Raw genomic sequence first — 23,039 nt, 5'->3', positions numbered from 1 at the left:
GCACCCTGATGCACCCTGATGCACCCTGATGCACCCTGATGCACCCGACTGAGCATGACGAAGGCCCGTACTCTCCGCGAACGTGCAGGGAGCGGGCCTTCTGTGTTTTCAGGGGCTGTCAGGCAAGCAGCCGATTCCGGGTTAGTACTCCAGCTGGAGATCGTGATCAAGCTGTCTGGTGGGCCGGTCGAGCTTGAGGAGCGGCGATGCTTCCGGCTCGGTCTGGAGTGGCAACTGTCCGCCCCAGAGGTGTACTTGGTACCGGAAAACCGCTTGCCTGCGTCAACCGCCGTGCTGATCCTGGCTCGATGGACCTCGAAGAAGCGGCGCAAGCGTGGCGTGAAGACGGCTTCGTCATTCTCCCTGGCTTCATCCCACCCGATGAGCTGAAGCCCGCGGCAGGTGAACTGGACTTGCTCTTCCCCTCCGCTGAGGGGTTCCACGACGCAACCGATGCACGACGCGAGCGATTCATCGGCGACCAGTTCGCCGGGATCGACTACTTCCCGTTCGCCAGCACGGAGATCAGCCTGCTGGCTGTGAACCACCGGGTCCTGACGCTCGCCGAGACGCTGCTGGAAGACGACGACATCCAGATCTCCGGGGCGGAGGCCTGGGCGAAGTACGCCGGTGCCAGCGACTACGACCAGGACCTGCACTGCGACTATCCGGGCCATACTCTTCTGGTGCCCAGCACTGCGCCCGGCTTCCGCCAGCTGGAGATGTTCGTGTACCTGGCGGACGTGCCCGAGGAGCTCGGCCCGGCGCACCTTGTCTCGCGGAAGCACACGGCCGACCTCCCCGCCGTGCCCGACAGGTATCTGCGGCCCGGCCTCGAAAGCAAGAGCCGCTTCCAGGACGGCAGCGGCAGCCCGCACCTGTACGAAGCGGAGGTGTCCGCGGCCGGTACTGCCGGGACAGTCGTCGCCTTCGAGATCGGCACCGTCCATCGCGGAACAGCCATGACCGCGCCGCGCGGCGCCCGGTTCACCATGCACTTGAACTTCCGTCCCTCCGGAGTCCAGTGGGGTCAGCGCCGGGGCTGGGCCTACTCCGCCATCCAGGAGGATTGGTTCACGTTCGTCGAGCGGGCCACACCGCGCCAGCTCCAGGCATTCGGGTTTCCGCCGCCCGGACATCCCTACTGGACCCCGGAGACGATGGCCGGGATGGCGCTGCGGTATCCCGGGCTCGACCTCACGCCTTGGCGCCAGCCTGGCTGACACCCTGCCGCATCACGTGGCCTGACGATGGGGCTGGTGCGGGGGCGATCGCGGCCACCGTTGATCATCGGGGTGTGAAGACTGAAAACCATGCGGTGGCCGCAGGTCACAGCGTGGACCCCACTCTTTGGCAGGAGTATTTCGAGGTCCTGATGGGCCGAATCGCGGGCCGCTTCGCCCGGGTGGAGCCACGGCGCCGAGCTCGACGGCTGGTGCTCGGACTCCTGTCGGACCTGCCGCGAAAGAACTGCTGGACGATCGCTGAGTGGGCCGGGGAGTCCACCCCGGACGCCATGCAGCATCTGCTCAGCCGGGCCAAGTGGGATTCCGACGCCGTCCGTGACGACCTACGGGGCTGTGTGGTGGAGCACCTGCACGACGAGCGGGCGGTGCTGGTGGTCGACGAGACTTCGCCGATGCCTCAACTGGCTTCGTCAACGCGGCTCGTGCTTACCTGAACAACACCCAGCCGGACATGCCCAACGTCAGTTGACACCCGCTCGGTCAGATCGCCCCGCGTGCTGACCTTTGACGGTCAGCCGCTCATTCGCGTCAGGTCAGTGAGCGTTTTCAGAGTGGCCACCGGTCGAGTGACGGGGGCGGCCTCCCGCGACGCCTGAGAGCTGCCCTCCAAGTTCGACCCCGCAACCGAGGCCCAACCGATTTGGGCGTCGCTCTACGACAACTACCCGCAGAAAGCGGCCGCCCTGGCTGACTTCCTCCGCGACCTGTCGCCCACCTGGCGCGAAGACCTGTTCACCGGCCCCTACGCCCCCGTCATCCGCCGGACGGCCCCGGAGCTTCCCGGACCGGAGACCGCGCCGTACGACCCGCTGGAGTGGGAGGACTGCCCGGCCTGCGCCGAAACCCGGGACCAGTGCCGCTGCCACCGCGGCGTCTTCGCCGGCATGGAGTACCAGTGCGTCATGATCACGACTACCCTGGCCGACCACGCGGCCATCGACCAGCTCCAGCAGCGTCCCCCACAGTTGACGGCTCCCTGTCCTGTCCTGATCCATCCCAAATCGGGACGGTGTGGAGGACCGGCCACACCGGACGCCCCCCGGTCGGCGGAGCACTTCCGCGTCCCTGTCGGTGGCTGCCACCCCCTGATCCGGCGCACGATGGGCAGGCGGCTCCGGCCGCTAGAGATTATTAATGGCTGAGGTTACGGCGGTTGGAAGTCTGTCGGCGGCCACTTCACATTCCCCAAGTACGGCCAGATACGTGATCACAGGCGGTGATCGATGAGGGCTGGGTCACAGCGGGCCTCCAAGAACGCCTGGTAAGCACGGCGCATGGAGGAACTTGCACGGCTCAGCGATATCGAGCAGGCCGCGGCCGGCGACGGACATCCGGTCTGGGCCGCCCAGGGACAAGGCGGTGACGGCCTGGGGCCGGGGGTACGGGCCTGGTGCCACGGCGCGGCGCTGGCGGTGGCGAGCCCGAACCCTCAACAGGACCGGCTTGCGGTCAAGGGCGACGGTGCCGACGTGGCCGTGTTGGTCCGGCGGATCCTGGAGGAGATCGGCCCGTCCTACCGAGTCTTGGGGGAAGCTGTATTGATCGATGCGCTGGTGCGGCAGCTGCCCAACCTGGCGCCGGTCCACAACTTCTTCTGGATGGAGGCCACGTCCCCATCCGGTGCCGCCGCCGCAGGCGTGCGCTGGCTGAACGCCCGCGAAGAGAAGGAGACGGCCTCGCTGTTCGACCGCTTCTTCCCTGACTCTTACGCGCAGCCGGGACGCGCGGGCATGCGCCGCTGGGCCGGGGTCGTCGGCGAGGTGGACAGCAGCGTCGGGGCGAAGCCGCTGGCAGTGGCGGCGGACGCGTGGTCCGCGGCCGGGTGCGGGTTCATGGGCGGGGTGATCACCCACCCCGCCGCCCGCGGGCGCGGTCTTGCGCGGGCCGTGTGCGGCTTCGTCGTGGACGCCCTCGTCAACCAGCACGGCCGCGCCGCGCTCATGGTGCTCACTGGTAACGCGCCGGCCATCGCCACGTATGAACGCCTCGGCATGGCCAAGCGCCTGTTCGGGGCGGCGCACATCGCGGCCCGGTGAGGCCAGGGCTCCACCGTGGCAAGCCGACGCGGGACCGCTCACGCGGAGTGATCACTGGCGGCCAGACAACCCCCCGCCAACTGGCCGCCAGTGGGGAATCCCGACTGGCCGCTATCAGAGGGCGGTTCGTGAGGTGTTGTCCGTTTCCAGGTGAGGTTGGGGCAGGGCCGCTGGTCGCGGGGGCTTGGTCGGCTACTGCTTTCTGGTGAAGCTGCCGGCGTCGGCCTCGGTGAGGACATCGAGCCTGACGAGGCGTTTCAGCTTGGCGCGGGTGCCATCGATGTTCTTCGGCAGCGGTTCGTGGTCGAGGGCTTCGCAGACATCACGGGCCCGGAGGGCCGGTGACCTCGTTGAAGACGGCAAGGATGCGGGGGTAGTCCGGGTGCTCGAACAGGTCGGGCGCGGCGGTCTGGGCCGGGAGACGGCCAGCGAGAGCAGTGATGGTCTTCCGGTTGATCGTCAAGTGTTCGTCATCGCCGACGCGGCGCTTTCTGCCGCACACGCTGCGCCCCGTTCTCCGCCGTGACGTTCACGGCTGACGGCGTGCCCTGGTGCTCGACCGGTAGGCCGCCACACGATCCCACTCGCCTCGGAACTCGCTTGCGGCCTCTCGGTCGCCCCGATAGCATTACGATCGTACGTTAATGAGTGGTCGCCCTCCCCGTGATGACGCTCGTGACCGGCGGGTCCCGGGCTCGGAAGGGGTGGTCGCACTCGCGCAAGTCGGAAACGTGCCAGACCCTGCTCGTCCAACCCGCCTGTTCGACCCGATTCCCCTGTCCATCACCGGGGCGGAGCCGCTCCGTCCATCCACATTGGAGAAGCACATGTCTTCCTCGAACGTCGAGCCCCGAACGTCCGCCGCCGACTTGCACCGGCTTGCCGATGAGTACGTCAGGCGCGTCAACCTGCATGACATCGACGCCCTGTTCGCCCTGTACGCGCCGGACTTCCGCAACCACGCCGCCGACGGCACCATCACCGGCGTCGAGGAGACCCGCGCGGTGCTGACGTCGTTCCTCGACGCGGTCCCCGACTTCGCCGCCACGCCGGTCCGTGTCGTCGCCGAGGACGATTGGTTCGCGATCAGCTTCATCCTCACCGGCACGAACACCGGGTCCTTCAACGGCACTCCCGCCACCGGCCGATCGATCAAGGTGCTGGAGGTCCGCATGTTCAAGGTGGCCGACGGGAAGCTCACCGACCACTGGGGCCTCATCGACCTGGCGACGCTCTTCGCCCAGTTGCAGTCCTGAGAGGGTTGCGTGAGTTGATGCCTGTTTCACCCTTTCGGGAGGGGTAGGCGGGCCGGCCGCAGCGTCGCCGGGCGACTACGGCCGCGGCTGGGTGAACAAGCCCTGCTCGGTCTCGACCAGGCTTCCGCGCTCGGTCAGCCGCTTGAGTTTCAGGCTGGTGTTGTTGATGGTGTTGGACGCGATCTCCATGTCCATCGCCTCGCACACCTGCCGCCCAGATCCGGCTTGCGGCGGCTGACTTGATCGAGGCGGGAACCAGTGACCGGGAGGTGGCCCGGGCGGTTCCGGGTGACCCGGATGTCGGCGAACCGCTGGCGCCGGGCCCTGGCCTCGGGTGGCCGCCAGGCACTGCTCTCCAAGGGTCCCGGTGGCGCCCGCTGCAAGCTCGATGTCGGTCAACTATGTGCTCTGGAGACGGTGTTGGAGGCCGGTCCGGCTGCGTGTGGCTGGAGTGACCAGTGCTGGACACTGGCCCGCACCGGCGAGGTCGTGCGCCGCCGGTTCCGCGCGGCAGGTGCTCGTAGTCGCGCTCCGCGGCCGACGCTCCGCTGCGGGTCACTCCGAGCCCGCTCCTCGGCCGTCAGCCCGCCGCCATCGGGATACCTCATCCCTCCGGCATAGCGCCGCCCACCGTCACGACCCCACGTAACCCGCACCCTTAAAGATCTCTAGTCGGCCGTGCGCCTTCGAGGCCTTTTGGAGGCCTGCGTGCGTTCCCGGAGCGAGTCCGTGCTCACCCTGCCCGACGGACCGTTTCTGCTCGCCATGATCGGCGACGCCGGCAGCGGCAAGAGCCGCGTCGCCCGGGCGTTCCCGGCCGACTGGCGGCTCGAATTGGACAACTACCGCTGGCAGGCCACAGGGTCGTTCTCTGTCAAGTTCAGCGGGTTGAGCTGAGGTGTTTCTCTCAGCCGCCGGCCAAGTGACGGCTCGCTGGACGGGTTGAAGGATGTTGACGGAGCTTGCGAGCGACGGCATGATGACCGACTGCGTGGCCTACGCCGAACCTCCCGCGACCGTCCCCAGCACGGTCTCCCATCGGAGGCAAAGGGACCAGCGTCTCAGGTCGTTGTCGCAGCCCGATCGCCTCGGGCGAGGTTGCCGGGGAGCCGTCGCTCAAGGCGTGGAAGGCCGCGATGACAGCCCGTAGGAACTTCAAGCGCCAGGTGCGTGCCCGCGCCGCCAAGACCGGTGAGTCCTACACGTCCGCTCTGCGGCACTTCCGTCCGACTCCATCAGGAGACGTCATGTCGGAAGCAAGGAATCCCAAGAGCGTGCGGCTCGCCGTAGCGCAGACGCTCGTACGCGAAGACCCCCGAGACGTTGAAGCGCTGCGCGAAAGCGGGCGTGAGGTCCGTGCTCTGATGCGCGAGGCCAGTGCTCAGGGAGCGAGGATCGTGCACTTTCCGGAAGGCGCGATCTGCTTTCCCAGCAAGTTCGTCATGTCCGTCGAGGGCCCGGACGAGGTCGGCCCGGCGGACTGGGACCGGTGCCAGTGGCCGGTGCTCCAATCGGAGTTGGCGGCGATCGCCGAGCTGGCCAGCGAGTTGCGGCTGTGGACGGTGATTGCTTCGGTGCACCGCCTGACCGAGCCGAACCGCCCGCACAACAGCCTCTACGTCATCTCCGATCGCGGCGCCGTCATCACGCGCTACGACGAGCGCCTCCTGTCGAAGACGAAGGTCTCGTACATGTACTCGCCGGGCGTCTCACCGGTGACCTTCGAGGTCGACGGTGTGCGCTTCGGCTGCCTGCTCGGCATGGAGATCCACTACCCGGAGTTGTTCGCGGAATACGAGAAGCTGGACGTCGACTGCGTCCTCTTCTCCACCAGCGGCACCCCGGGGAACATCGCCGCCCAAGCCCAAGGCCACGCGGCGGTCAACAGCTACTGGGTCAGCTTGTCAGGGCCGGCACAGCACAGCGCCACCGCACCGTCCGGAATTGTCGCTCCCAATGGCCACTGGCTTGCGCGGTGCCCCGCGGACGACTCGCCATCGGTGGCTGTCGTGAACCTCGACGACAGTTCCGAAGCCGCCGCCGACGCAGTGACCTACGGGCGTCCCTGGCGTCGTGAGGCACGATCGGGCATCTACACCGAGCACCAGGTGATCGACCCGCGCAGCGAAGACCGGACAGCGGCCTTCTAGCTCAGAAGCAGAATCCGAGGTGTTTCGCGCGTACGGGATGGCTCCCGGCGCCGCGAGCACCTCGGATTCATCCGGCCAGACGCCACTGCCGAGGAGCGGGACGGGGCCGCGCGGGCCATCACGTCGGCCGTGAAGGACGGCATCGGTGTGTCGGTCGCCGTGGAGATCGTCGGCCCGGAGTCGTTGGAACGGTCCGTGGGCAAGATCCGGCGGATCGAGGACCTGCGCCCGCGCTGACGAGCGAGGCCACAGGTCCCACTCCCCGGCGAGGCGCTAACTCCCGGAAGACCGACTGCCGGAGAACCGGTCCCTGAGCTCGCGCTTGAGGATCTTCCCGCTCGCGTTGCGCGGCAGTTCGTCCACGAACACCACCCGCTTCGGTGCCTTGAAGGGGGCGAGCTGCTCGCGGGCGTGCGCGAGGAGGTCGTCCTGGGTGACCTCTCCGCGCGGGACGACGACCGCCGTGACGGCCTCGATCCACCGCTCATCGGGCAGGCCGATCACGGCGACCTCGGCGACCGCCTCATGGGTGTACAGGGCGTCCTCGACCTGGCGTGAGGCGACCAGTACGCCACCGGAGTTGATGACGTCCTTGACCCGGTCGACGATCGTGAAGTACCCGTGGGCGTCGCGCACGGCGAGGTCGCCGGAGCGGAACCAGCCATCGCGGAAGGCCTCCGCGGTCTCCTCCGGCTTGTCCCAGTAGCCCTCGCACAACTGCGGGGAGCGGTAGACGATCTCGCCGGGGGTGCCGTCGGGCACGTCCTTGCCGTCCTCGTCGACCACGCGGGCGTCCACGAAGAGGACGGGCCGGCCACAGGAGTCCATCCGGCCCTTGTGCTCGTCGGGCGCGAGGACGGTGGCCAGGGGGCCGATCTCGCTCTGCCCGAAGCAGTTGTAGAAGGCGAGCTTCGGCAGCCGTTCACGCAACCGCTCCAGCACGGGCACCGGCATGACCGACGCGCCGTAGTACGCCTTGCGCAGACCGCTCAGGTCACGGGACGGGAAGTCCGCACGGTTCGCCAGGCCGATCCACACCGTGGGCGGCGCGAACAGACTGTCCGCGCGGCCCGCCTCGATCAGGTCGAAGAGAACGTCACCGTCGGGGGCGTCGAGGATGACGTTGGTCGCCCCGACCGCGAGGTACGGCAGCAGGAACACGTGCATCTGCGCCGAGTGGTAGAGAGGGAGCGAGTGCACCGGCCGGTCGCCCGCGCTGAGATCGAGAGCGGTGATCGCGCTCAGGTACTCGTGTACCAGGGCGCGGTGCGTCATCATCGCGCCCTTCGGCAGGGCCGTCGTCCCCGAGGTGTACAGCAGCTGCACCAGGTCCTCGCCACGCGGCTCGGGACCGTCGTGGGCGGGTGTCGTGGGCAGTCGCGCCAGCAGGGAGTCCTCGGTGTCGCGCAGGGGCAGGGTGGGGGTCGGTCCGGGCAGTCGCCCGGCGAGTTCCGGGTCGGTGAGGACCAGGCAGCTGCCGGACTGGCCGACCAGGTACGCGAGGTCGTCACCGGTCAGGTTCTGGTTGACCGGTACGTGGACGAGGCCCGCGCGGGCACAGGCGAGGAAGCCGATCAGATAGGCGTCGGAGTTGTGGCCGTAGGCGGCCACCCGGTCGCCGGGTTCGAGGCCCTGGCCGAGGAGGACGCCCGCCCCGCGGGACACGGCCTCGTCGAGTTCCGCGTACGTCCAGGAGCGGTCCCCGTACTCCACCGCGACCCGTGCCGGGGTGCGTCGGGCGCTGCGTCGGAGTACTCCGTCAACCGTGCTGCCGTGTCCGGGCGTCATGACACATGATCCTCGGTCCACGGCACAAGGAGGTCAAGCACAGGGGTCCAGGACCCGTACCAGCCGGAACCCTCAACCGCTCCTTCCCGCAAGGACGTCGGCAGGCACGATGCGCACCCACCTGAGACGAACCGCTGTCGCGGCCGTCGCCCTGCTCGCCGGCCGTGCTCGGCGGCCGTGCTCGGCGGCCAGGGCCGGGGCGCGGACGGCATCACGGCGGCTCGGCCGCCGACCGCCACCACACCGACGGCGGCCGACGGCTGCCGAGCCTCCGGACGCCGGGCCACCGCGCAGGCCGCCCCGCAGGCCGCCCCGCAGGCCGCCCGCGAACTCCTCGCCGACACCGCCGACATGGGCCCCAACCCGGTCACCTGCAGGCGGCACCACGACGGCGAACGGCCGTGGGCTGCTGCTCAGCGACCCCGCACACCCATGGCAGGGCGGCCGCCGCCGTTCTGCCGGGCGCAGCAGACCGTCCCCGGCGGGCTCGACGTCTGAGGCGGTTCGCCGCTCGGCTCGCGCCTGTCCCGTCCCGCACGGAACCTGGACGGAACGGGATGGAGCGGGATGGAGCGGAACCACACCCTTCGTCAGCCCGGGACGTGGCCGAGTTTGTCGGGGTTGAGGACCGCGTAGATGCCGTCGATGCGGCCTTCGGACACGTCGATCGTCACGAGCTGGCCGACGCCGTCGACCGTGATCGCGAGGGCAGGCCGGCCGTTGACGCTCACGCGGCGCGGCGAGCCGAAGGGGTAGCGGGCGACCAGGTTCGTGGCGAAGGCGACGACCTGCGGGCGGCCCTCGATGGGCCACAGGGCAGCCCTGACCTTGCCGCCGCCGTCGCTCCAGGCGACGACGTCCTCGCTGAGCAGGTCGGCGAGCCGGGCCTGGTCGCCGTTCTGAGCGGCCTCCAGGAAGCCGGCCAGCAGCTTGGCGTGGTCGTCCTCGGAGAGCGTGAACCGGTCCCGTCCTGCGGCCAGTCGGCGGCCGGCGCGCAGGTGCAGCTGCCGGCAGTTCGTCTCGGTGGCGTCGAGGATGCGGGCGATCTCACCGAGCGGCAGTCCGAAGGCCTCGCGCAGCACGAAGACAGCGCGTTCCGGGGGTGACAGACGCTCCATCAAGTGGACGGTGGCATAGGCGAGGGTGTCCCGCTGCGCGGCCGTGTCCAGTGGACCGAGCGCGTCGGTGGCCACCGGCTCGGGCAACCAGGGCCCGGTGTAGGCCTCGCGGGCCACCCGTGCCGACTTGAGCCGGTCGAGGGCGCGCCGGGTCACGACGGTGGTGAGGAAGGCCCTGGGGTCGGGGACCTGGGCGCGCTCGGTGCCGGTCCACCGCAGGTGGGCGTCGTGGACGATGTCCTCGGCGTCTCCCATGCTGCCGAGGAGCCGGTAGGCGAGCCCGAGCAGCAGAGGACGGTGGGTCTCGAACTGTTCGGTCGCCGGCTCGGGGGTTTCCAATTCCCGTGTCCTTCCCAGTCGTTCGGCGGGCGGTGGTCGCCGTCGGGGTGAGGACCCCAGTCAACTCCGCCACGAACCCGTCGCGCCACCCGGTGTGAGGGAACACCGGGTGCGGACCGCGCCGGGCTCTGGAAACGACCGGGCGAGGCCACCGGTCATACAGGTCGGGTCCGGCCCTCCCAGTACGGCTCCCGCAACCGCCGCTTGTAGAGCTTGCCGTTGGGGTCGCGGGGCATCTCCGCGATGAAGTCGACGCTCTTGGGCCGCTTGTACCCGGCGAGTCGCGCGGCACAGTGGTCGAGGAGCGCGGCGACGAGGGTCTGGCCCGGTTCGAAGCCGGGTGCCGGTTCGACGACGGCCTTGACCTCCTCGCCCCAGTCGTCGTGCGGGATGCCGAAGGCGGCGGCGTCGGCGACGGCGGGGTGGGCGAGCAGGACGGACTCGATCTCGGCAGGGTAGATGTTGACCCCGCCCGAGATGATCATGTCGATCTTCCGGTCGCGCAGGAAGAGGTAGCCGTCCTCGTCGAGGAGACCGAGGTCGCCGACGGTGAAGAAGTCGCCGATGCGGTTCTTGCGGGTCTTGGCCTCGTCCTTGTGGTACGAGAACCCGCCGGTGTTCATCTTCAGGTAGACGGTGCCGAGTTCGCCGGGCGGCAGGCGGTTGCCGTCGTCGTCGAAGATCGCGAGTTCGCTGATGGGCCAGGCCTTGCCGACCGTGCCGGGTTTCTTCAGCCAGTCCTCAGCGGTGGCGAAGGCCCCGCCGCCCTCGCTGGCGGCGTAGTACTCCTCCACGCAGGGGCCCCACCAGTCGAGCATGGCCCGCTTCACGTGGTCGGGGCACGGGGCGGCGCCGTGGATGGCGTGCCGCATGGACGAGACGTCGTAGCGCGCCTTGACGTCGTCCGGGACGGCCAGCAGGCGGTGGAACTGGGTCGGGACCATGTGGGTGTGGGTGCACCTGTGGGTGTCGATGAGTCGGAGCATCTCCTCGGGTGTCCACTTGTCCATCAGGACCAGGCGGTGGCCGATGTGCAGGGACGCGCCCGCGAACTGGAGTACGGCGGTGTGGTAGAGCGGTGAGCAGACGAGGTGCACGTTGCCGTCGAAGGGGCGGATGCCGAAGATGCCGAGAAAGCCGCCGAGGTAGGCCTCCTCGGGGAGCTTGCCGGGCAGCGGGCGCCGGATGCCGCGCGGTCGGCCGGTGGTGCCCGAGGTGTAGTTCATGACCCAGCCGAGGGTGCGGTCGGCGGGCGGCGACTGCGGCTGCCCTTCGAGGAGTTCGGCGTACGGCCGGAAGCCCTCGACGGTGCCGACGGCGTAGCGGTGGGTGGCCGGGAGCCCTGCCTCGTCGGCGGCGTGGCGGGCGGAGCCGGCGAACCTTTCGTGGGTGAGGAGGACCTTGGCACCGGAGTCGGCGACGATCCAGGCGATCTCGGGGCCGACGAGATGGTGGTTGACGGGAACGAGGTAGAAGCCGGCCTGGGAGGCGGCCAGGTACGCGGTGAGGAACTCGACGCCGTTGGGCAGGACGACGGCGAAGGCGTCGCCGCGGTCCAGGCCGGCCGCGCGCAGGCCGTGGACGAGCCGGTTGGTGGCGGCGTGCAGTCGTCCGGCGGTCCATGCCTCGCCGTCGGGGGCGACGAGGACCGTGCGGTCGGGGTCGGCCATGGCCTGGGCCCAGAAGCCCGCGGGAGGTGTGCTCGTCACGTGGCGCTCCTTCCGGCGATGCGGTTGACGCGGTCCACGGCCCGCTCGAAACCGCTGGTGAGGTCGTCGAAGACGGCCTGGACGCTGCGTTCGCTGGTCATGCGGCCGACGATCTGACCGACGGGCGTGCCCAGCAGCGGATCGATCTCGTACTTCTGGATGCGGGAGACGGCTTCGGCGACCAGCAGTCCCTGCAGCGGCATGGGGAGGGTGCCCGGGCCGTCGGGGTCGTCCCAGGCGTCGGTCCACTCGGTGCGCAGCTGGCGGGCCGGCTTTCCGGTCAGGGCGCGGGAGCGGACGGTGTCGCCGGAGCCGGCGGCGAGCAGTTTCCGCGTGAGGGCGGGCGAGTGCATGTCGGCTTCCGTGGTCGTCAGCCACAGGGAGCCCAGCCACACACCCTGGGCGCCGAGGGCGAGCGCGGCCGCCACCTGCGGGCCGCTGCCGATACCCCCGGCCGCCAGCACGGGCAGCGGGTCGACGGCCTCGACGACCTCGGGCGTGAGCACCATGGAGGCGATCTCGCCGGTGTGGCCGCCGGCCTCGTACCCCTGGGCCACGACGACGTCGATGCCCGCTTCCTGGTGTTTGCGGGCGTGCCGGGCGCTGCCGGCGAGTGCCGCCACGAGCACGTCCCTGTCGTGGGCACGGGCCACCACGTCGGCCGGCGGGGAGCCGAGGGCGTTGGCGAGCAGCCGTATCGGATAGTCGAAGGCGACGTCGAGCTGGGTGCGGGCGACCTGTTCCATCCACCCGGTGATGCGCCAGCCCGAGGCCTCGCCCTCGGCGAGTTCGGGGACGGCGTGCTTGGCGAGGGTGTCCTGGACGAACCTCCGGTGCGCCTCGGGGATCATCGCCTCGACGTCGGCCTCGCTGACGCCCTCGACCTTCTTGGCGGGCATGACGACGTCCAGGCCGTACGGCTTCCCGTCGACGTGTGCCTCGATCCAGTCGAGGTCGCGTTTGAGGTCGTCGGGGGCGGTGTAGCGGACCGCGCCGAGCACTCCGAAGCCGCCTGCCCGGCTGATGGCCGCGGCGACGGCGGGGAACGGCGTGAAGCCGAAGACGGCGTGCTCGACTCCGAGTGTCTTGCTCAGCTCCGTCTGCATGGGCGCAGGATGCCGCAGTCCTCCGGACGACGGAAGAGGCTTTCTGATGCTCCGTCAGATTTTTGGACGCACCGGATGCCCGCACGTCCCGTTGACACACCACCCGCCTGACACGAAAGTTTCACAGCGCAAGGTGTACCCGGAAAGATACTTTCAGGCAGCGGGAGGTTCACCCATGACGGAAGACGCCGCGGGCAGAGCGACGGGCGGGCCCGAAAGCGACCTGACCCGGCGTCAACTGGGTCGACGCGTAATCGCCTTGGGCGGCGCACTCGCCATCGCGCCGTTCCCGGCGGGGCCGGCGACCGCCGCCCCGCGCACCACCCGCCCCACCCTGCGTCACGGCTCCCCCGAGCGCGCCGGCCTCCTCTCCGCCCACCTGCGCCGACTCGTGACCGACGCGCAGACGTTCCTCGGCCCCTCCCCCAAGCACCCCTGGTACGCGGGCGCGGTGCTGCTCGCCGGCCGGGGCGGCACCGTGGCCCTGCACCAGCCCGTCGGCACGGCGGTGCGCTACTCGGCGTACGACGAGAAGACCGACACCGGCGTCGAGCTCCCCGCCGGCCAGCAGATCCCCATGGCCGAGGACACCGTCTTCGACCTCGCCTCGGTGTCCAAGCTGTTCACCTCCATCCTCGCCGTGCAGCAGATCGAACGGGGCGCGCTAAAGCTGGAAGGGAAGGTCGCCGGGTACCTCCCGGAGTTCGGCGGGGCGGGCAAGCAGGACATCACCGTCCGTCAACTGCTCACCCACACCTCGGGGTTCCGTGCCTGGATCCCGCTCTACAACGCGCCGACGTACGAGGAGAAGCTCCAACTCATCTGGAAGGAGGCACCGCTCGCCCCGCCGGGCACGGCCTACCTCTACTCGGACCTGAACCTGATCTCACTTCAGCTGGTCCTGGAGAGGGTCACCGGCCGCCGACTGGACACACTGCTGAACGACGAGGTCACCGCCCCGCTGGGCCTGCGCCACACCCGCTACAACCCGCCCGCCTCCTGGAAGCCGCGGATCGCCGCCACCGAGGACGCCCGCAGGCCCTGGTCGGGGCTCGACAGAGGGCTGGTGTGGGGCGAGGTGCACGACGAGAACGCGTTCAGCCTCGGCGGGGTCGCGGGCCACGCGGGCGTGTTCTCCACCGCGTGGGATCTGGCGGTCCTCGGCCGGACGCTGCTCAACGGCGGCGGCTACGGGCGGTCGCGCATCCTGCGCCCGGAGTCGGTGGAGTTGATGTTCACCGACTTCAACACCGCCTTCCCGGGGGACGAGCACGGCCTCGGCTTCGAGCTCTACCAGCACTGGTACATGGGCGCCATGGCCACACCGCGCACCGCGGGCCACACCGGGTTCACCGGCACCTCGCTGGTGCTGGACCCCACGACCGACTCGTTTCTCGTAGTGCTCGGCAACTCGGTCCACCCGGTGCGCGGTTGGCGGTCCGGGTCGGCGCCCCGGGTCGCCGCCGCGAACAACATGGCCCGCGCGGTCCCGGTCCGGCCACGGCACGGCCGTACCGCCTGGTTCTCCGGGATGGCCACCGCCACGACCGCCACGCTCGCCCTGCCGCCGCTCGACACGGCCTCGGGCGACGCCCGGCTGCGCTGCGCGCTGTGGTGGGACACCGAGCCCGCGGCCGACGTCCTCTTCCTGGAGGCCACGACGGACGGCGGCACGACCTGGCAACCCGTCCCCTTCACGACCACCCGCCCCGGCGACCGGCCCCGGAACCACCCGGGGGGCACGCTCACCGGCTGGTCGGGCCGCGTCTGGCACCGCCTCTCCGCCGATCTTCCGGCCGCCCCACAACTCACCTTGCGCTGGCGCTACCTGACGGACCGGCTGTATGTCGGACGCGGCGTGTACGTCGACGCCCCGCGGGCCCGGGCGGTCGACGGCGTCCTCTTCGACGGCGGACGCCCGGCGGACGCGGCGCGGATCGAGGCCAAGGGCTGGACGGCGTCAGCCGACTGACGGGACGTTGGGCGCACTGTCCCTCTCATCCGCGCCGAAGCCCTCGCCCTCGCCCCGGGGTGCCAACCAGACAGTCCCCGCACGTAGTTGGCCCGTCCAAGGAATCGGTGGGTAGCATACGGAACGCATCACATTGTCGACGCGGGTTCAAGAGGATCGCGGCACTCACCCTGCCCGGTCGCCGACGGGAACGGGCATGGCGAACGTCTTCATCAGTCATCGCAAGGTCGATGTGGCCACTGCCCAGCGACTCGCCGACGACGTTTCCCGCGCGGGCCACGACGTGTGGTTCGACGAATGGGAGATCGGAATCGGCGACTCCATCGTGGACCGGATCAACGCCGGCCTCGAGGGCACTTCCTATCTGGTGCTGTGCTATTCGGCGGCCGACGTCATGAGTCCCTGGGTCACCAGGGAATGGATGTCCACACTCCACCGGCAACTCGACGGCTGCGCCGTGCGCGTTCTCCCGGTGAAGTTCGGTGGTTCGGCTCCGGCGATCCTCGCGGACCTCAAGTACGCGGACCTGTCCCAGGACTGGGATCTCGGAGTCGCACAGCTCCTCAAGGCGATCCGCTGACCACCCGGGGGGCTCGATGGTCCAGGTCCTGATCGCCCACGCCGACGGCGAGGAGAGCCTCGCCGCCGAGATCGCCGGACCGCTCGAGGACGCCGGCTACGAGGTGCTCCACTACGGCACCGTGCTCGTCGGTGACTCGCTGATCCAGCAGGCCTCACACGCGATCTCCCAGGGCAGCCCGGTCGTCCTGTGCGGAACGGTCATGGCCGTGGGGACAGGGCTGGTGAACATCCTCGTCAGCGCGGCGAGGCATCACGGAGAGTCCCGGATCTTCGCCCTCCAGATGGAGAAGAAGGCATATCTCGACCCGCTCGCGCTCGACGGAAAGATCGCACTGTACTGGCAGGATCCCGCCAAGGCGGTCGCGGAACTCGTCAAGGCCCTGACCGAGTACTACCCGACGACCCGGGCCAGCACCGGCACCACCCGAGGGTTGAACCGCCTGGAGCAGCGCTACCGGGATCTCACCCTCAAGACGTGCGACATCGTCGATCTGGCGAACCTCCCCATCGGCGATCGTGAACTCATCACCAAGGAACTCTTCCTGCGCAGCCTGTATGTGTCGTTGCGCGTCTCGGTGGACATCCCCGCGGGGTTCGAGCCCCAGGACCTCGACAGGAAACTGCAGAGCCTCGAATCCCAGCGCCAGGAACAGGGCGACAAACCGAACGCCCGATCCCGCTTCCCCGTCGGGGAGCGGTTGGACACGTCGAAGCGACTGGTGGTGCTGGGCGACCCGGGGGCCGGCAAGAGCACTCTGCTCCGCTGGATCGCCACCGCGTATCTCCTGCGGCTCAAGTCGAACCCCGACTGGAGCCAGCTGCCCGACGTGGAGACCCTGCCGGACACCGACTGGCTGCCCCTGTACATCCGCTGCCGCGACCTCGACGACACGAGGGCCACGGGGTCGCTGGAGGAGATGATCCAGCACCATCTGTGCAAGTCGGGGTTCTCCCTCGGGGAGGCCCGCGAGTTCACGCCCTTCCTGCTCAGCTCCCTGCGTGACGGCCGGGTCCTGCTGCTGATCGACGGCCTGGACGAGATCTCCGACACCGCTCTGCGGGCACGGTTCTGCCGCCAGGTCGAGCAGATACACGTGGCCTTCCCCGAGGCGCCCATCATCGTGACGTCCCGGATCGTCGGGTACAAGGAGATGGGGCTGCGCATCACGCGCGGGTTCGAGCACGTCACGGTGCTGGATCTGACCCCTGCCGACAAGGACGACTTCGCGCGCCGCTGGTGTGTGGTCACCGAACCCCCGACCCGGCGCAACACCGCGACGGAAGAGCTCATCAGTGACATCCACAGCGCCGACCGCATCGAGCGCCTCACCGGCAACCCCATGCTGCTGACCACCATGGCGCTGGTGAAGAAGAAGGTCGGCAAGCTGCCGAGTCACCGGGCGGACCTCTACCGTGAGGCCGTCGACGTGCTGCTCAACTGGCGCAGCGACGTCGACGAGAGAATGGACCCGCACGAGGCGCTCCCCCAACTGCAGTACCTCGCGTACTTCATGTGCGACTCCGGAGTCCAGCAGATCCGGCACGACGAAGTCCTCGACACGCTGGAGCGGATGCGCAGAGAGTTCCCGGCCGTTCGCGCTGCCCGCGATCATTCTCCGAGCGAGTTCCTGCGACTGCTCGAACGACGAACGGGAATCCTCGTCGAGTCCGGACACGTCCGTCATCATGGCCGCCTCGTTCCCGTCTACGAGTTCAGGCATCTGACGTTCCAGGAGTACCTGGCCGGGCTGGCCCTCGTCACGGGCCGGTTCCCGGGCCGCAACCGGCAGAAGTCCCTGGCGGAACATATCGCCACGCTCGCCGCGCAGACCGTGACCGTCCAGAGCGGCCCCGACCTGGAAGACGTCTCCGTCACGGAGAACTGGCGCGAGGCCATCCGGCTGAGTGTGATGACCTGCGGCGACGACGACGTGGACAGCGTTCTCCTGGCGGTCTGCACACCGTTGCCGGAAGAGGACGCCGCCACGACTGCCAGACCCCGGGCGGCGCTGGCGTGTTCGTGTCTCGCCGACGAACCCAACGTCAGCGAGGAGGTCGCGGCCGAGATCGTCCAACGGTTCATCGAGACGTTGACCGACGAGGATGGCGGCGGCCCCGCGGTCACCGTCGCGGACACCGCGCTCGAGGAGGTGGGCGGTTCCCTCTGGTCGGCCTATCTCAGCCGGAGCATCGTCACCACCTGGTTGGGGAAGCCCACGGATTTCGGCAGGCTCGGGGGCCCTGCCTCCACCGTGCTCGGGCAGGCCGCACCGAGGGAGAAGGACGCCTTCGAGGAATGGAGCCGCACCCAGGTCGCCCGCCTCGACGACTCCCGGCCGGAGGTGGCCGTCGAAGCCTCACTGGTCTTGATGGACGCCGCGTACCGCGGCGAGATCGTCAGGGTCCCCGGGATGGTCGAGGGGTTGATCTCCCTGCTGTCCCACGGTGCTTGTGAGGCGGCGGCCGCGGCCTGGGCTCTCGGCTGGGTCGCCACGTCGTCCGGCATCGAACCGCGTTGGGATCCTTCGCCGAGCGAGCTACGGCAGTTGGAGGACGCCATCGCCTCGAAGGCCCTCCTGCCTGAGGCGGTCGTGTTGTTGTTGTGGTGTTTTCCCAAACCGGCTCAGGCGTCGGACAGCGTGGCAACGGCCGTGATGAGTCATTTCCGTGCCGCGGGCAGCAAGACGCGGGACCGGCTCGCCGGTCAATACGTCAAGCTGTTCCCTGACAGGACGGATCCCGTCGTCTCCGTCACTCGTGATCACGACCCGGAGGTCCGTCTCGCCGCGTCACTTCTGCTGAAGGACCTGGACGGCCCTCGGGCCGTCGAGCCCCTGTTGCGTGTGCTGACCGGTCCCGGCGGCCAAGTCCACAGGCAAGCCGCCACCGCTCTCGGTGAGATCCGTGACCCCCGGGCGGTGGAACCGCTGATCGACGTGCTCACGGACACCCACGGGGACCCGATCCCCGAAGTCGCCCTCGCCCTGGGCAGCATCGGTGACCCCGGTGCCGTGGCACCCCTCCTCGGTCTCCTGACCGACCCTGACGGCAACCCCCGCGGGGTTGTCGCGGACGTTCTCGGTAGACTCCGGGACTCCAGGGCGATCCAGCCCCTGCTCGACCGGCTGACCGGCGGTGACGGCGCACCCCACCTGGTGGTCGTGAGAGCCCTCGGAGAACTACGGGCCGCGGAAGCGGTGGAGCCTCTCCTCGACCACCTCACCGGCCCCGAGGGCAACCTCAACCCGGTCGTCGCCGAGACTCTCGGCCGGCTCGGCGACCCCCAAGCCGTCCAGCCCCTCCTGCACCACCTCACCGGCCCCGACGGCGACCTCAACCCGGTCGTCGCCGAAGCTCTCGGCCGGCTCGGCGACCCCCAAGCCGTCCAGCCCCTCCTCCACCACCTCACCGACCCCGACGGCGAACCGCAGCCCGCGGTCGCCTCAGCCCTGGGCCGGCTCGGCGACACCAGAGCACTGCAGCCCCTGCTCGAGACGTGGAGATCGCATTCCCTTGAAGCGCCTTCCGCGGTGGTGGCCGCATTGGCCGTGCTGGGGGACACCGATGCCCGTGAGGCTGTGGAAGAGGCCATGAGGCATACGTTCATCGGCGTGCGACAGACGGCCCTGTGGTCCCTCGCCGACCTGGAGAAGGACCGGTCCGACCGCGTGTTGCTCTCCAGAGACCGGGACGCTCTCTCGCCCGGCATCGATCCCCAGGCAGTGATCACGGAGGCGGCACTTCAGATGGACCGCAGCGCCGTGGACCTATCCGCGGCCGAAATCCGTGCCCGATACGAGGAGTTGGCGCAACGCTATCCGCTCACCCTCTCGTGGTCCCAGGAGACCTGAGGGCGCATCGTCACCCCCCGCTCTCCTCCAGCACCGCCATCGCCGCGTTGTGCCCCGGCACTCCGCTCACGCCTCCCCCGCGCACCGCGCCCGCCCCGCACAGCAGCACGTTCGCGTGCCGGGTCTCCACTCCCCAGCGGCCGGTGCCCTCCTGGGCGTAGGGCCAGGCGAGTTCGCGGTGGAAGATGTTGCCGCCGGGAAGGCGGAGGTCGCGTTCCAGGTCCAGCGGGGTCTTCGCCTCGATGCAGGGACGGCCGTCGGCGTCGGTGGCCAGGCAGTCGGCGAGGGGCTCGGCGAGGTGGGCGTCCAGCTGGGCGAGGGTCGACTTGAGGAGTTCCGCGCGTACGACGTCGTTGTCCCGGTCGAAGAGGCGGGCGGGGGTGTGCAGGCCGAACAACGTCAGGGTCTGGTAGCCCTGTTCGACGAGGTCCGGGCCGAGGATGGTCGGGTCGGTGAGCGAGTGGCAGTAGATCTCCGAGGGCGGGGCGGCGGGCAGCTCGCCCGCGGCGGCCTGGGCGTGGGCGGTGGCGAGCTGCTCGTAGCCCTCGGCGACGTGGAAGGTGCCGGCGAATGCCTCGCGGGGGTCGACGGTCTCGTCGCGCAGCCTCGGCAGCCGGGTGAGGAGCATGTTCACCTTGAGCTGGGCGCCCTCGGCGGCGGCGGGCGGCTCGTCGCCGGTGAGCGCGGCCAGCTCCTGCGGGGAGGCGTTGACCAGGACGTGCCGGGCGGTGGCTACGGCCTCGCCGTCGGCGGTCCGGTAGGTGACCTCGGCAGTGCGTCCGTCCGTGTCGATCCGCAGGGCCTCGCGTCCGGTGGCGAGGACGGCGCCCGCGTCGCGTGCCGCGGCGGCGAGGGCGTCGGTGAGGGCGCCCATGCCGCCGACGGGGACGTCCCAGGCGCCGGTGCCGCCGCCGATCACGTGGTAGAGGAAGCAGCGGTTCTGCGCGAGGGCGGGGTCGTGGGCGTCGGCGAAGGTCCCGATGAGGGCGTCGGTGAGGACCACGCCCCGCACCAGGTCGTCGCCGAAGCGGTCCTCGATCGCCGTCCCGATCGGTTCCTCGAAGAGGGTCCGCCAGGCGTCCGCGTCGTCGATCCGGCCGCGCAGTTCGTCGCGGGTGGGCAGCGGCTCGGTGAGAGTCGGGAACACTCGTTGGGCCACGTGGGCGGTCATGCCGTAGAAACGCCGCCAGGCCTCGTACTCGCCCTCGCCGCCGGTGAGCCGGGCGAACGCCTCCCGGGTGCGGCGCTCGCCGCCGCCGACCAGGAGACCGGTCGGCCCGCCGTCCCGTTCGACGGGGGTGTACGACGAGACGTTGCGGGTGCGGACGCGGAAGTCCAGGCCCAGGTCCCGCACGATCTTCTTCGGCAGCAGACTGACCAGGTAGGAGTAGCGCGACAGCCGTGCGTCCACGCCGGCGAAGGGCCGGGTGGAGACGGCGGCGCCGCCGGTGTGCTCCAGCCGCTCCAGCACCAGCACGGACCGGCCGGCCCGGGCCAGATAGGCGGCGGCGACCAGACCGTTGTGGCCGCCGCCGACGACCACGGCGTCGTAGGTGCGGTTTCCCTCGTGTGCAGGCATGGTTCTTGGTAACACGGGGTGATCCACATCGGCCAGAGATCGTCCGCCTCGGGTCAGGAACCGCCGCTCGCCCCGTGCTGCCGCAGCACCGCCACCCGCCGGTACAGTTCCACGGCCTCCGCGTCCCGCCCGAGCTGTTCCAGGCAGTGCGCCTCGTCGTTGCGGCTGGCGAGGGTGTCCGGGTGGTCGGCGCCCAGGACGCGCTCGCGGGCGGCGGCCACCCGCCGGTACTCGGCGAGGGCGTCCGCCCAGCGGCCGAGCCAGCCGAGGCCGACGGCGACCTCGCGGCGGCTGACCAGGGTGTCCGGGTGGTCGGGGCCGAGAACGCGCTCGCGGATGGCACACACGTCGCGGGACTCGGCGAGGGCCTCCTCCCAGCGGCCGAGGCGGCCGAGGTTGACGCCGAGGCCGTGGCGGGCGCGGAGGGTCTCGGGGTGGGCGGGGCCGTGCACGCGGCCGCGGTCCTCGATCAGGTCGCGGTACAGCCGGAACGCCTCCGCGCTGCGGCCCAGGCGGCCGAGGCTGATACCGATCTCGTAGCGGGCGGCGAGGGTGTCGGCGTGGTCGGGGCCCAGGGCCTGGGCGCGGGCCTCGGCGACCTCGCGATAGGTCTGCAGGGCCTCCGACCAGCGGCCCAACTGACCGAGCGCGTAGGCGACCTCGTAGCGGGTGACCAGGGTGTCGGGGTGGTGCGGGCCGAGCACCCGGGCGCGGGCGTCCGCCACCTCGCAGGCCATGCGGTACGAGTCCTCCAGGCGGCCTAGCCTGCTGAGGTTGAAGGCGAGGTTGTGGCGGCAGCGCAGGGTGTCGGGGTGGTCGGCGCCCATGGCCCGCTCCCGGGCGGCCAGGACGGAGTTGTAGACCTGGTGGGCGTCGAAGTGCCGGCCCAACTGGCCGAGCACGTACGCCATCTCCTGGCGGGCTGCGAGCGTGTCGGGGTGGTCGGGGCCGAGCGCGAGGCTTCGGGCGCGGGTGACGTGCTTGTACTCGCGCAGGGCGTCGGCCGCGCGGCCGGTGCGGCTGAGGGTGAAGGCGACCTCGTAGCGGCTGGCGAGGGTGTCGGGGTGGTCGGGGCCGAGGTAGTGCTCGCGTTCCGCGGCGACCGCCCGGTGCACCTCGCCGGCCTCGGCCCAGCGGCCCAGCCGCCCCAGGCTGAGCCCGGCGTTGTGCCGTCCGGCGAGCGCGGTGACCGTCTCGGCGGAGGGGGTGGGCGGCTCGTCCGGTACGGGCTCCGCGGCGCGGCCGGTGAGGGACCGCGGGATCCACTCCCCGGTGAGGCCCGCCCCGGCGTCCGGGGGTGTGGTGCCGAGGCCGGCGCCGGTGGCCTTGTGGCCGGTGGTCATGCCGCGGGTCCAGGACGGCAGGCGCACCTCGCGGGGGCGCGCGGACGCGGGAGGGCGCAGGTCGGGCTGCGGGGTGACCACTGTGGGTACATAGGTCGGGGTGGTCCGCCCGGCGTTGATCCGCCGACCCAGCTCGCGGGCGTCCTGAGGGCGTTGTTCGGGCTGCTTGGCCAGCAGGTCGAGGATGACCTGCTCCAGGTAGGCGGGGAGTTCGGAGCGGTGACTGCGCGGCGGGCGGGGCGGGGTGTCGCGGTGGCCGACGAGGATGGCCCAGGCGTCGTCGAGGTCGAAGGGCGGGACACCGGTGGCGATCTCGTACAGCACGCAGCCCAGCGAGTACAGGTCGCTGCGCTGGTCGACCTCGGAGCCGCCGATCTGTTCCGGCGACATGTAGTGGGGGGTGCCCATCGCGATGCCGGTGCCGGTGAGCCGGGAGGTGAAGCCGATGTCGGCGCCGAGGCGGGCGATGCCGAAGTCGCAGATCTTCACCGTGCCGTCGGTGAGCCGCACGATGTTCGCCGGTTTCAGGTCCCGGTGCACGATGCCCTGTCGGTGGGTGTAGGCGAGGGCGGCGGCGACCTGGTCGGCGATCTCGACGACGGCGGCCACGGGCAGCGGGTGCTGTTTGTTGTCCTCGAGGAGCTGGCTGAGGTTGCGGCCCTCCAGCAGCTCCATGACCAGGTAGAGGACGCCGTCGTCCTCGCCGAAGTCGTGGACGACGGTCACCCCGCGGTGCTGGAGGGCGGCGGCCACCCGGGCCTCACGCCGGAACCGCTCTCTCAGGACCCGGGTGAAGGCCTGGTCGTGGCCCGAGCCGAGCGGCTTGAGGCACTTCACGGCGACGTGCCGGCCCAGCGACTCGTCCCGTGCCCGCCAGACCTCGCCCATGCCACCGCGCCCGATCAGGTCGAGCAGCCGGTACCGGCCCTGAATGAGCCTGCTGTCCCCCATCTCCTGCGACCG

Annotated in this window: 16 protein-coding genes and 3 pseudogenes; 12 read left to right on the top strand and 7 right to left on the bottom strand. The window is 70.2% G+C overall.

All coding sequences use genetic code 11. The features are described from left to right. The first annotated feature begins 308 nt into the window (after positions 1 to 308). The 3 genes and pseudogenes from AQJ84_RS09205 to AQJ84_RS09190 all read left to right on the top strand — a co-directional run bounded on the left by AQJ84_RS09205 (position 309) and on the right by AQJ84_RS09190 (position 3,283). On the top strand, positions 309 to 1,223 hold the full coding sequence (locus tag AQJ84_RS09205; protein WP_030042639.1) for a phytanoyl-CoA dioxygenase family protein: 915 nt from the start codon (positions 309 to 311) through the stop codon (positions 1,221 to 1,223). A 152-nt stretch (positions 1,224 to 1,375) separates the two neighbouring features. After that, positions 1,376 to 1,633 (top strand): annotated as a pseudogene (locus AQJ84_RS09200) (transposase); the annotation flags it as partial. A gap of 888 nt (positions 1,634 to 2,521) precedes the next feature. After that, on the top strand, positions 2,522 to 3,283 hold the full coding sequence (locus AQJ84_RS09190) for a GNAT family N-acetyltransferase (protein WP_030042642.1): 762 nt from the start codon (positions 2,522 to 2,524) through the stop codon (positions 3,281 to 3,283). A gap of 322 nt (positions 3,284 to 3,605) precedes the next feature. Here the strand turns inward: AQJ84_RS09190 and AQJ84_RS44020 are convergent, their stop codons facing one another. Then, positions 3,606 to 3,746 (bottom strand): hypothetical protein, encoded by a 141-nt coding sequence (locus AQJ84_RS44020; protein WP_225877341.1) that lies wholly within the window; start codon positions 3,744 to 3,746, stop codon positions 3,606 to 3,608. A 364-nt stretch (positions 3,747 to 4,110) separates the two neighbouring features. Here AQJ84_RS44020 and AQJ84_RS09180 point away from each other — a divergent pair, with 364 nt between their 5' ends. The 5 genes and pseudogenes from AQJ84_RS09180 to AQJ84_RS40715 form a co-directional block, all read left to right on the top strand. Continuing rightward, complete coding sequence (locus AQJ84_RS09180) at positions 4,111 to 4,539, top strand: ester cyclase (RefSeq protein WP_051870106.1); 429 nt, start codon at positions 4,111 to 4,113, stop codon at positions 4,537 to 4,539. Positions 4,540 to 4,757: 218 nt separating this feature from the next. Further along, positions 4,758 to 5,043 (top strand): annotated as a pseudogene (locus tag AQJ84_RS45245) (helix-turn-helix domain-containing protein); the annotation flags it as partial. Positions 5,044 to 5,268: 225 nt separating this feature from the next. Next, a complete protein-coding gene (locus AQJ84_RS09175) occupies positions 5,269 to 5,436 on the top strand; it encodes a hypothetical protein (RefSeq protein ID WP_157874907.1) in 168 nt (55 codons plus the stop codon). A gap of 350 nt (positions 5,437 to 5,786) precedes the next feature. Continuing rightward, positions 5,787 to 6,689, top strand: coding sequence for a carbon-nitrogen hydrolase family protein (locus tag AQJ84_RS09170; RefSeq protein WP_225877342.1), 903 nt, complete (start codon positions 5,787 to 5,789; stop codon positions 6,687 to 6,689). 72 nt (positions 6,690 to 6,761) lie between these two features. Beyond that, positions 6,762 to 6,926, top strand: a pseudogene (locus AQJ84_RS40715) (phenylacetate--CoA ligase); the annotation flags it as partial. Between the two features lie 36 nt (positions 6,927 to 6,962). Here the strand turns inward: AQJ84_RS40715 and AQJ84_RS09165 are convergent. Beyond that, positions 6,963 to 8,477 (bottom strand): acyl-CoA synthetase, encoded by a 1,515-nt coding sequence (locus AQJ84_RS09165; RefSeq protein WP_030042646.1) that lies wholly within the window; start codon positions 8,475 to 8,477, stop codon positions 6,963 to 6,965. 177 nt (positions 8,478 to 8,654) lie between these two features. Here AQJ84_RS09165 and AQJ84_RS09160 point away from each other — a divergent pair, with 177 nt between their 5' ends. Next, positions 8,655 to 8,975 carry a hypothetical protein gene (locus AQJ84_RS09160; protein WP_053190136.1) on the top strand — a complete coding sequence of 107 codons (321 nt, stop codon included), beginning with the start codon at positions 8,655 to 8,657 and terminating at the stop codon, positions 8,973 to 8,975. 92 nt (positions 8,976 to 9,067) lie between these two features. On the opposite strand, the gene sigJ is transcribed toward AQJ84_RS09160, so the two are convergent. The 3 genes from sigJ to AQJ84_RS09145 all read right to left on the bottom strand — a co-directional run bounded on the left by sigJ (position 9,068) and on the right by AQJ84_RS09145 (position 12,749). Continuing rightward, positions 9,068 to 9,934, bottom strand: coding sequence for an RNA polymerase sigma factor SigJ (gene sigJ / locus AQJ84_RS09155; protein ID WP_030042648.1), 867 nt, complete (start codon positions 9,932 to 9,934; stop codon positions 9,068 to 9,070). Positions 9,935 to 10,089: 155 nt separating this feature from the next. Then, positions 10,090 to 11,643 (bottom strand): acyl-CoA synthetase, encoded by a 1,554-nt coding sequence (locus AQJ84_RS09150; RefSeq protein WP_030042649.1) that lies wholly within the window; start codon positions 11,641 to 11,643, stop codon positions 10,090 to 10,092. Further along, positions 11,640 to 12,749 carry an NAD(P)H-dependent flavin oxidoreductase gene (locus AQJ84_RS09145; RefSeq protein WP_053190135.1) on the bottom strand — a complete coding sequence of 370 codons (1,110 nt, stop codon included), beginning with the start codon at positions 12,747 to 12,749 and terminating at the stop codon, positions 11,640 to 11,642. Before AQJ84_RS09145 ends, AQJ84_RS09150 begins: the two co-directional genes overlap by 4 nt. 175 nt (positions 12,750 to 12,924) lie before the next feature. On the opposite strand from AQJ84_RS09145, the gene AQJ84_RS09140 reads away from it, so the two are divergent. The 3 genes from AQJ84_RS09140 to AQJ84_RS09130 all read left to right on the top strand — a co-directional run bounded on the left by AQJ84_RS09140 (position 12,925) and on the right by AQJ84_RS09130 (position 19,154). Continuing rightward, positions 12,925 to 14,721, top strand: a complete 1,797-nt coding sequence (locus tag AQJ84_RS09140; RefSeq protein ID WP_053190134.1) for a serine hydrolase — start codon at positions 12,925 to 12,927, stop codon at positions 14,719 to 14,721. A gap of 196 nt (positions 14,722 to 14,917) precedes the next feature. After that, positions 14,918 to 15,301 carry a toll/interleukin-1 receptor domain-containing protein gene (locus AQJ84_RS09135; protein ID WP_030042651.1) on the top strand — a complete coding sequence of 128 codons (384 nt, stop codon included), beginning with the start codon at positions 14,918 to 14,920 and terminating at the stop codon, positions 15,299 to 15,301. A 16-nt stretch (positions 15,302 to 15,317) separates the two neighbouring features. Further along, complete coding sequence (locus tag AQJ84_RS09130; RefSeq protein WP_059198809.1) at positions 15,318 to 19,154, top strand: HEAT repeat domain-containing protein; 3,837 nt, start codon at positions 15,318 to 15,320, stop codon at positions 19,152 to 19,154. A 10-nt stretch (positions 19,155 to 19,164) separates the two neighbouring features. Here AQJ84_RS09130 and AQJ84_RS09125 read toward each other — a convergent pair whose 3' ends face one another. Then, complete coding sequence (locus AQJ84_RS09125; protein ID WP_030045476.1) at positions 19,165 to 20,733, bottom strand: phytoene desaturase family protein; 1,569 nt, start codon at positions 20,731 to 20,733, stop codon at positions 19,165 to 19,167. 53 nt (positions 20,734 to 20,786) lie between these two features. Then, positions 20,787 to 23,027 carry a serine/threonine-protein kinase gene (locus AQJ84_RS09120; protein WP_053190132.1) on the bottom strand — a complete coding sequence of 747 codons (2,241 nt, stop codon included), beginning with the start codon at positions 23,025 to 23,027 and terminating at the stop codon, positions 20,787 to 20,789. Positions 23,028 to 23,039: the final 12 nt, after the last annotated feature.

The organism is Streptomyces resistomycificus (assembly GCF_001514265.1).
In the GTDB taxonomy this organism is placed as follows: Bacteria; Actinomycetota; Actinomycetes; order Streptomycetales; family Streptomycetaceae; genus Streptomyces; species Streptomyces resistomycificus.
This window is presented reverse-complemented; position numbering and strand designations above follow the sequence as displayed.

Coding starts and splice junctions, on each gene's coding strand:
- AQJ84_RS09170 (WP_225877342.1), top strand. CDS start 5,787: ATGTCGGAAGCAAGGAATCCCAAGAGCGTGCGGCTCGCCGTAGCGCAG.
- AQJ84_RS09120 (WP_053190132.1), bottom strand. CDS start 23,027: ATGGGGGACAGCAGGCTCATTCAGGGCCGGTACCGGCTGCTCGACCTG.
- AQJ84_RS09140 (WP_053190134.1), top strand. CDS start 12,925: ATGACGGAAGACGCCGCGGGCAGAGCGACGGGCGGGCCCGAAAGCGAC.
- AQJ84_RS09145 (WP_053190135.1), bottom strand. CDS start 12,749: ATGCAGACGGAGCTGAGCAAGACACTCGGAGTCGAGCACGCCGTCTTC.
- AQJ84_RS09205 (WP_030042639.1), top strand. CDS start 309: ATGGACCTCGAAGAAGCGGCGCAAGCGTGGCGTGAAGACGGCTTCGTC.
- AQJ84_RS09130 (WP_059198809.1), top strand. CDS start 15,318: ATGGTCCAGGTCCTGATCGCCCACGCCGACGGCGAGGAGAGCCTCGCC.
- AQJ84_RS09135 (WP_030042651.1), top strand. CDS start 14,918: ATGGCGAACGTCTTCATCAGTCATCGCAAGGTCGATGTGGCCACTGCC.
- AQJ84_RS09125 (WP_030045476.1), bottom strand. CDS start 20,733: ATGCCTGCACACGAGGGAAACCGCACCTACGACGCCGTGGTCGTCGGC.
- AQJ84_RS09190 (WP_030042642.1), top strand. CDS start 2,522: ATGGAGGAACTTGCACGGCTCAGCGATATCGAGCAGGCCGCGGCCGGC.
- AQJ84_RS09165 (WP_030042646.1), bottom strand. CDS start 8,477: ATGACGCCCGGACACGGCAGCACGGTTGACGGAGTACTCCGACGCAGC.
- AQJ84_RS09180 (WP_051870106.1), top strand. CDS start 4,111: ATGTCTTCCTCGAACGTCGAGCCCCGAACGTCCGCCGCCGACTTGCAC.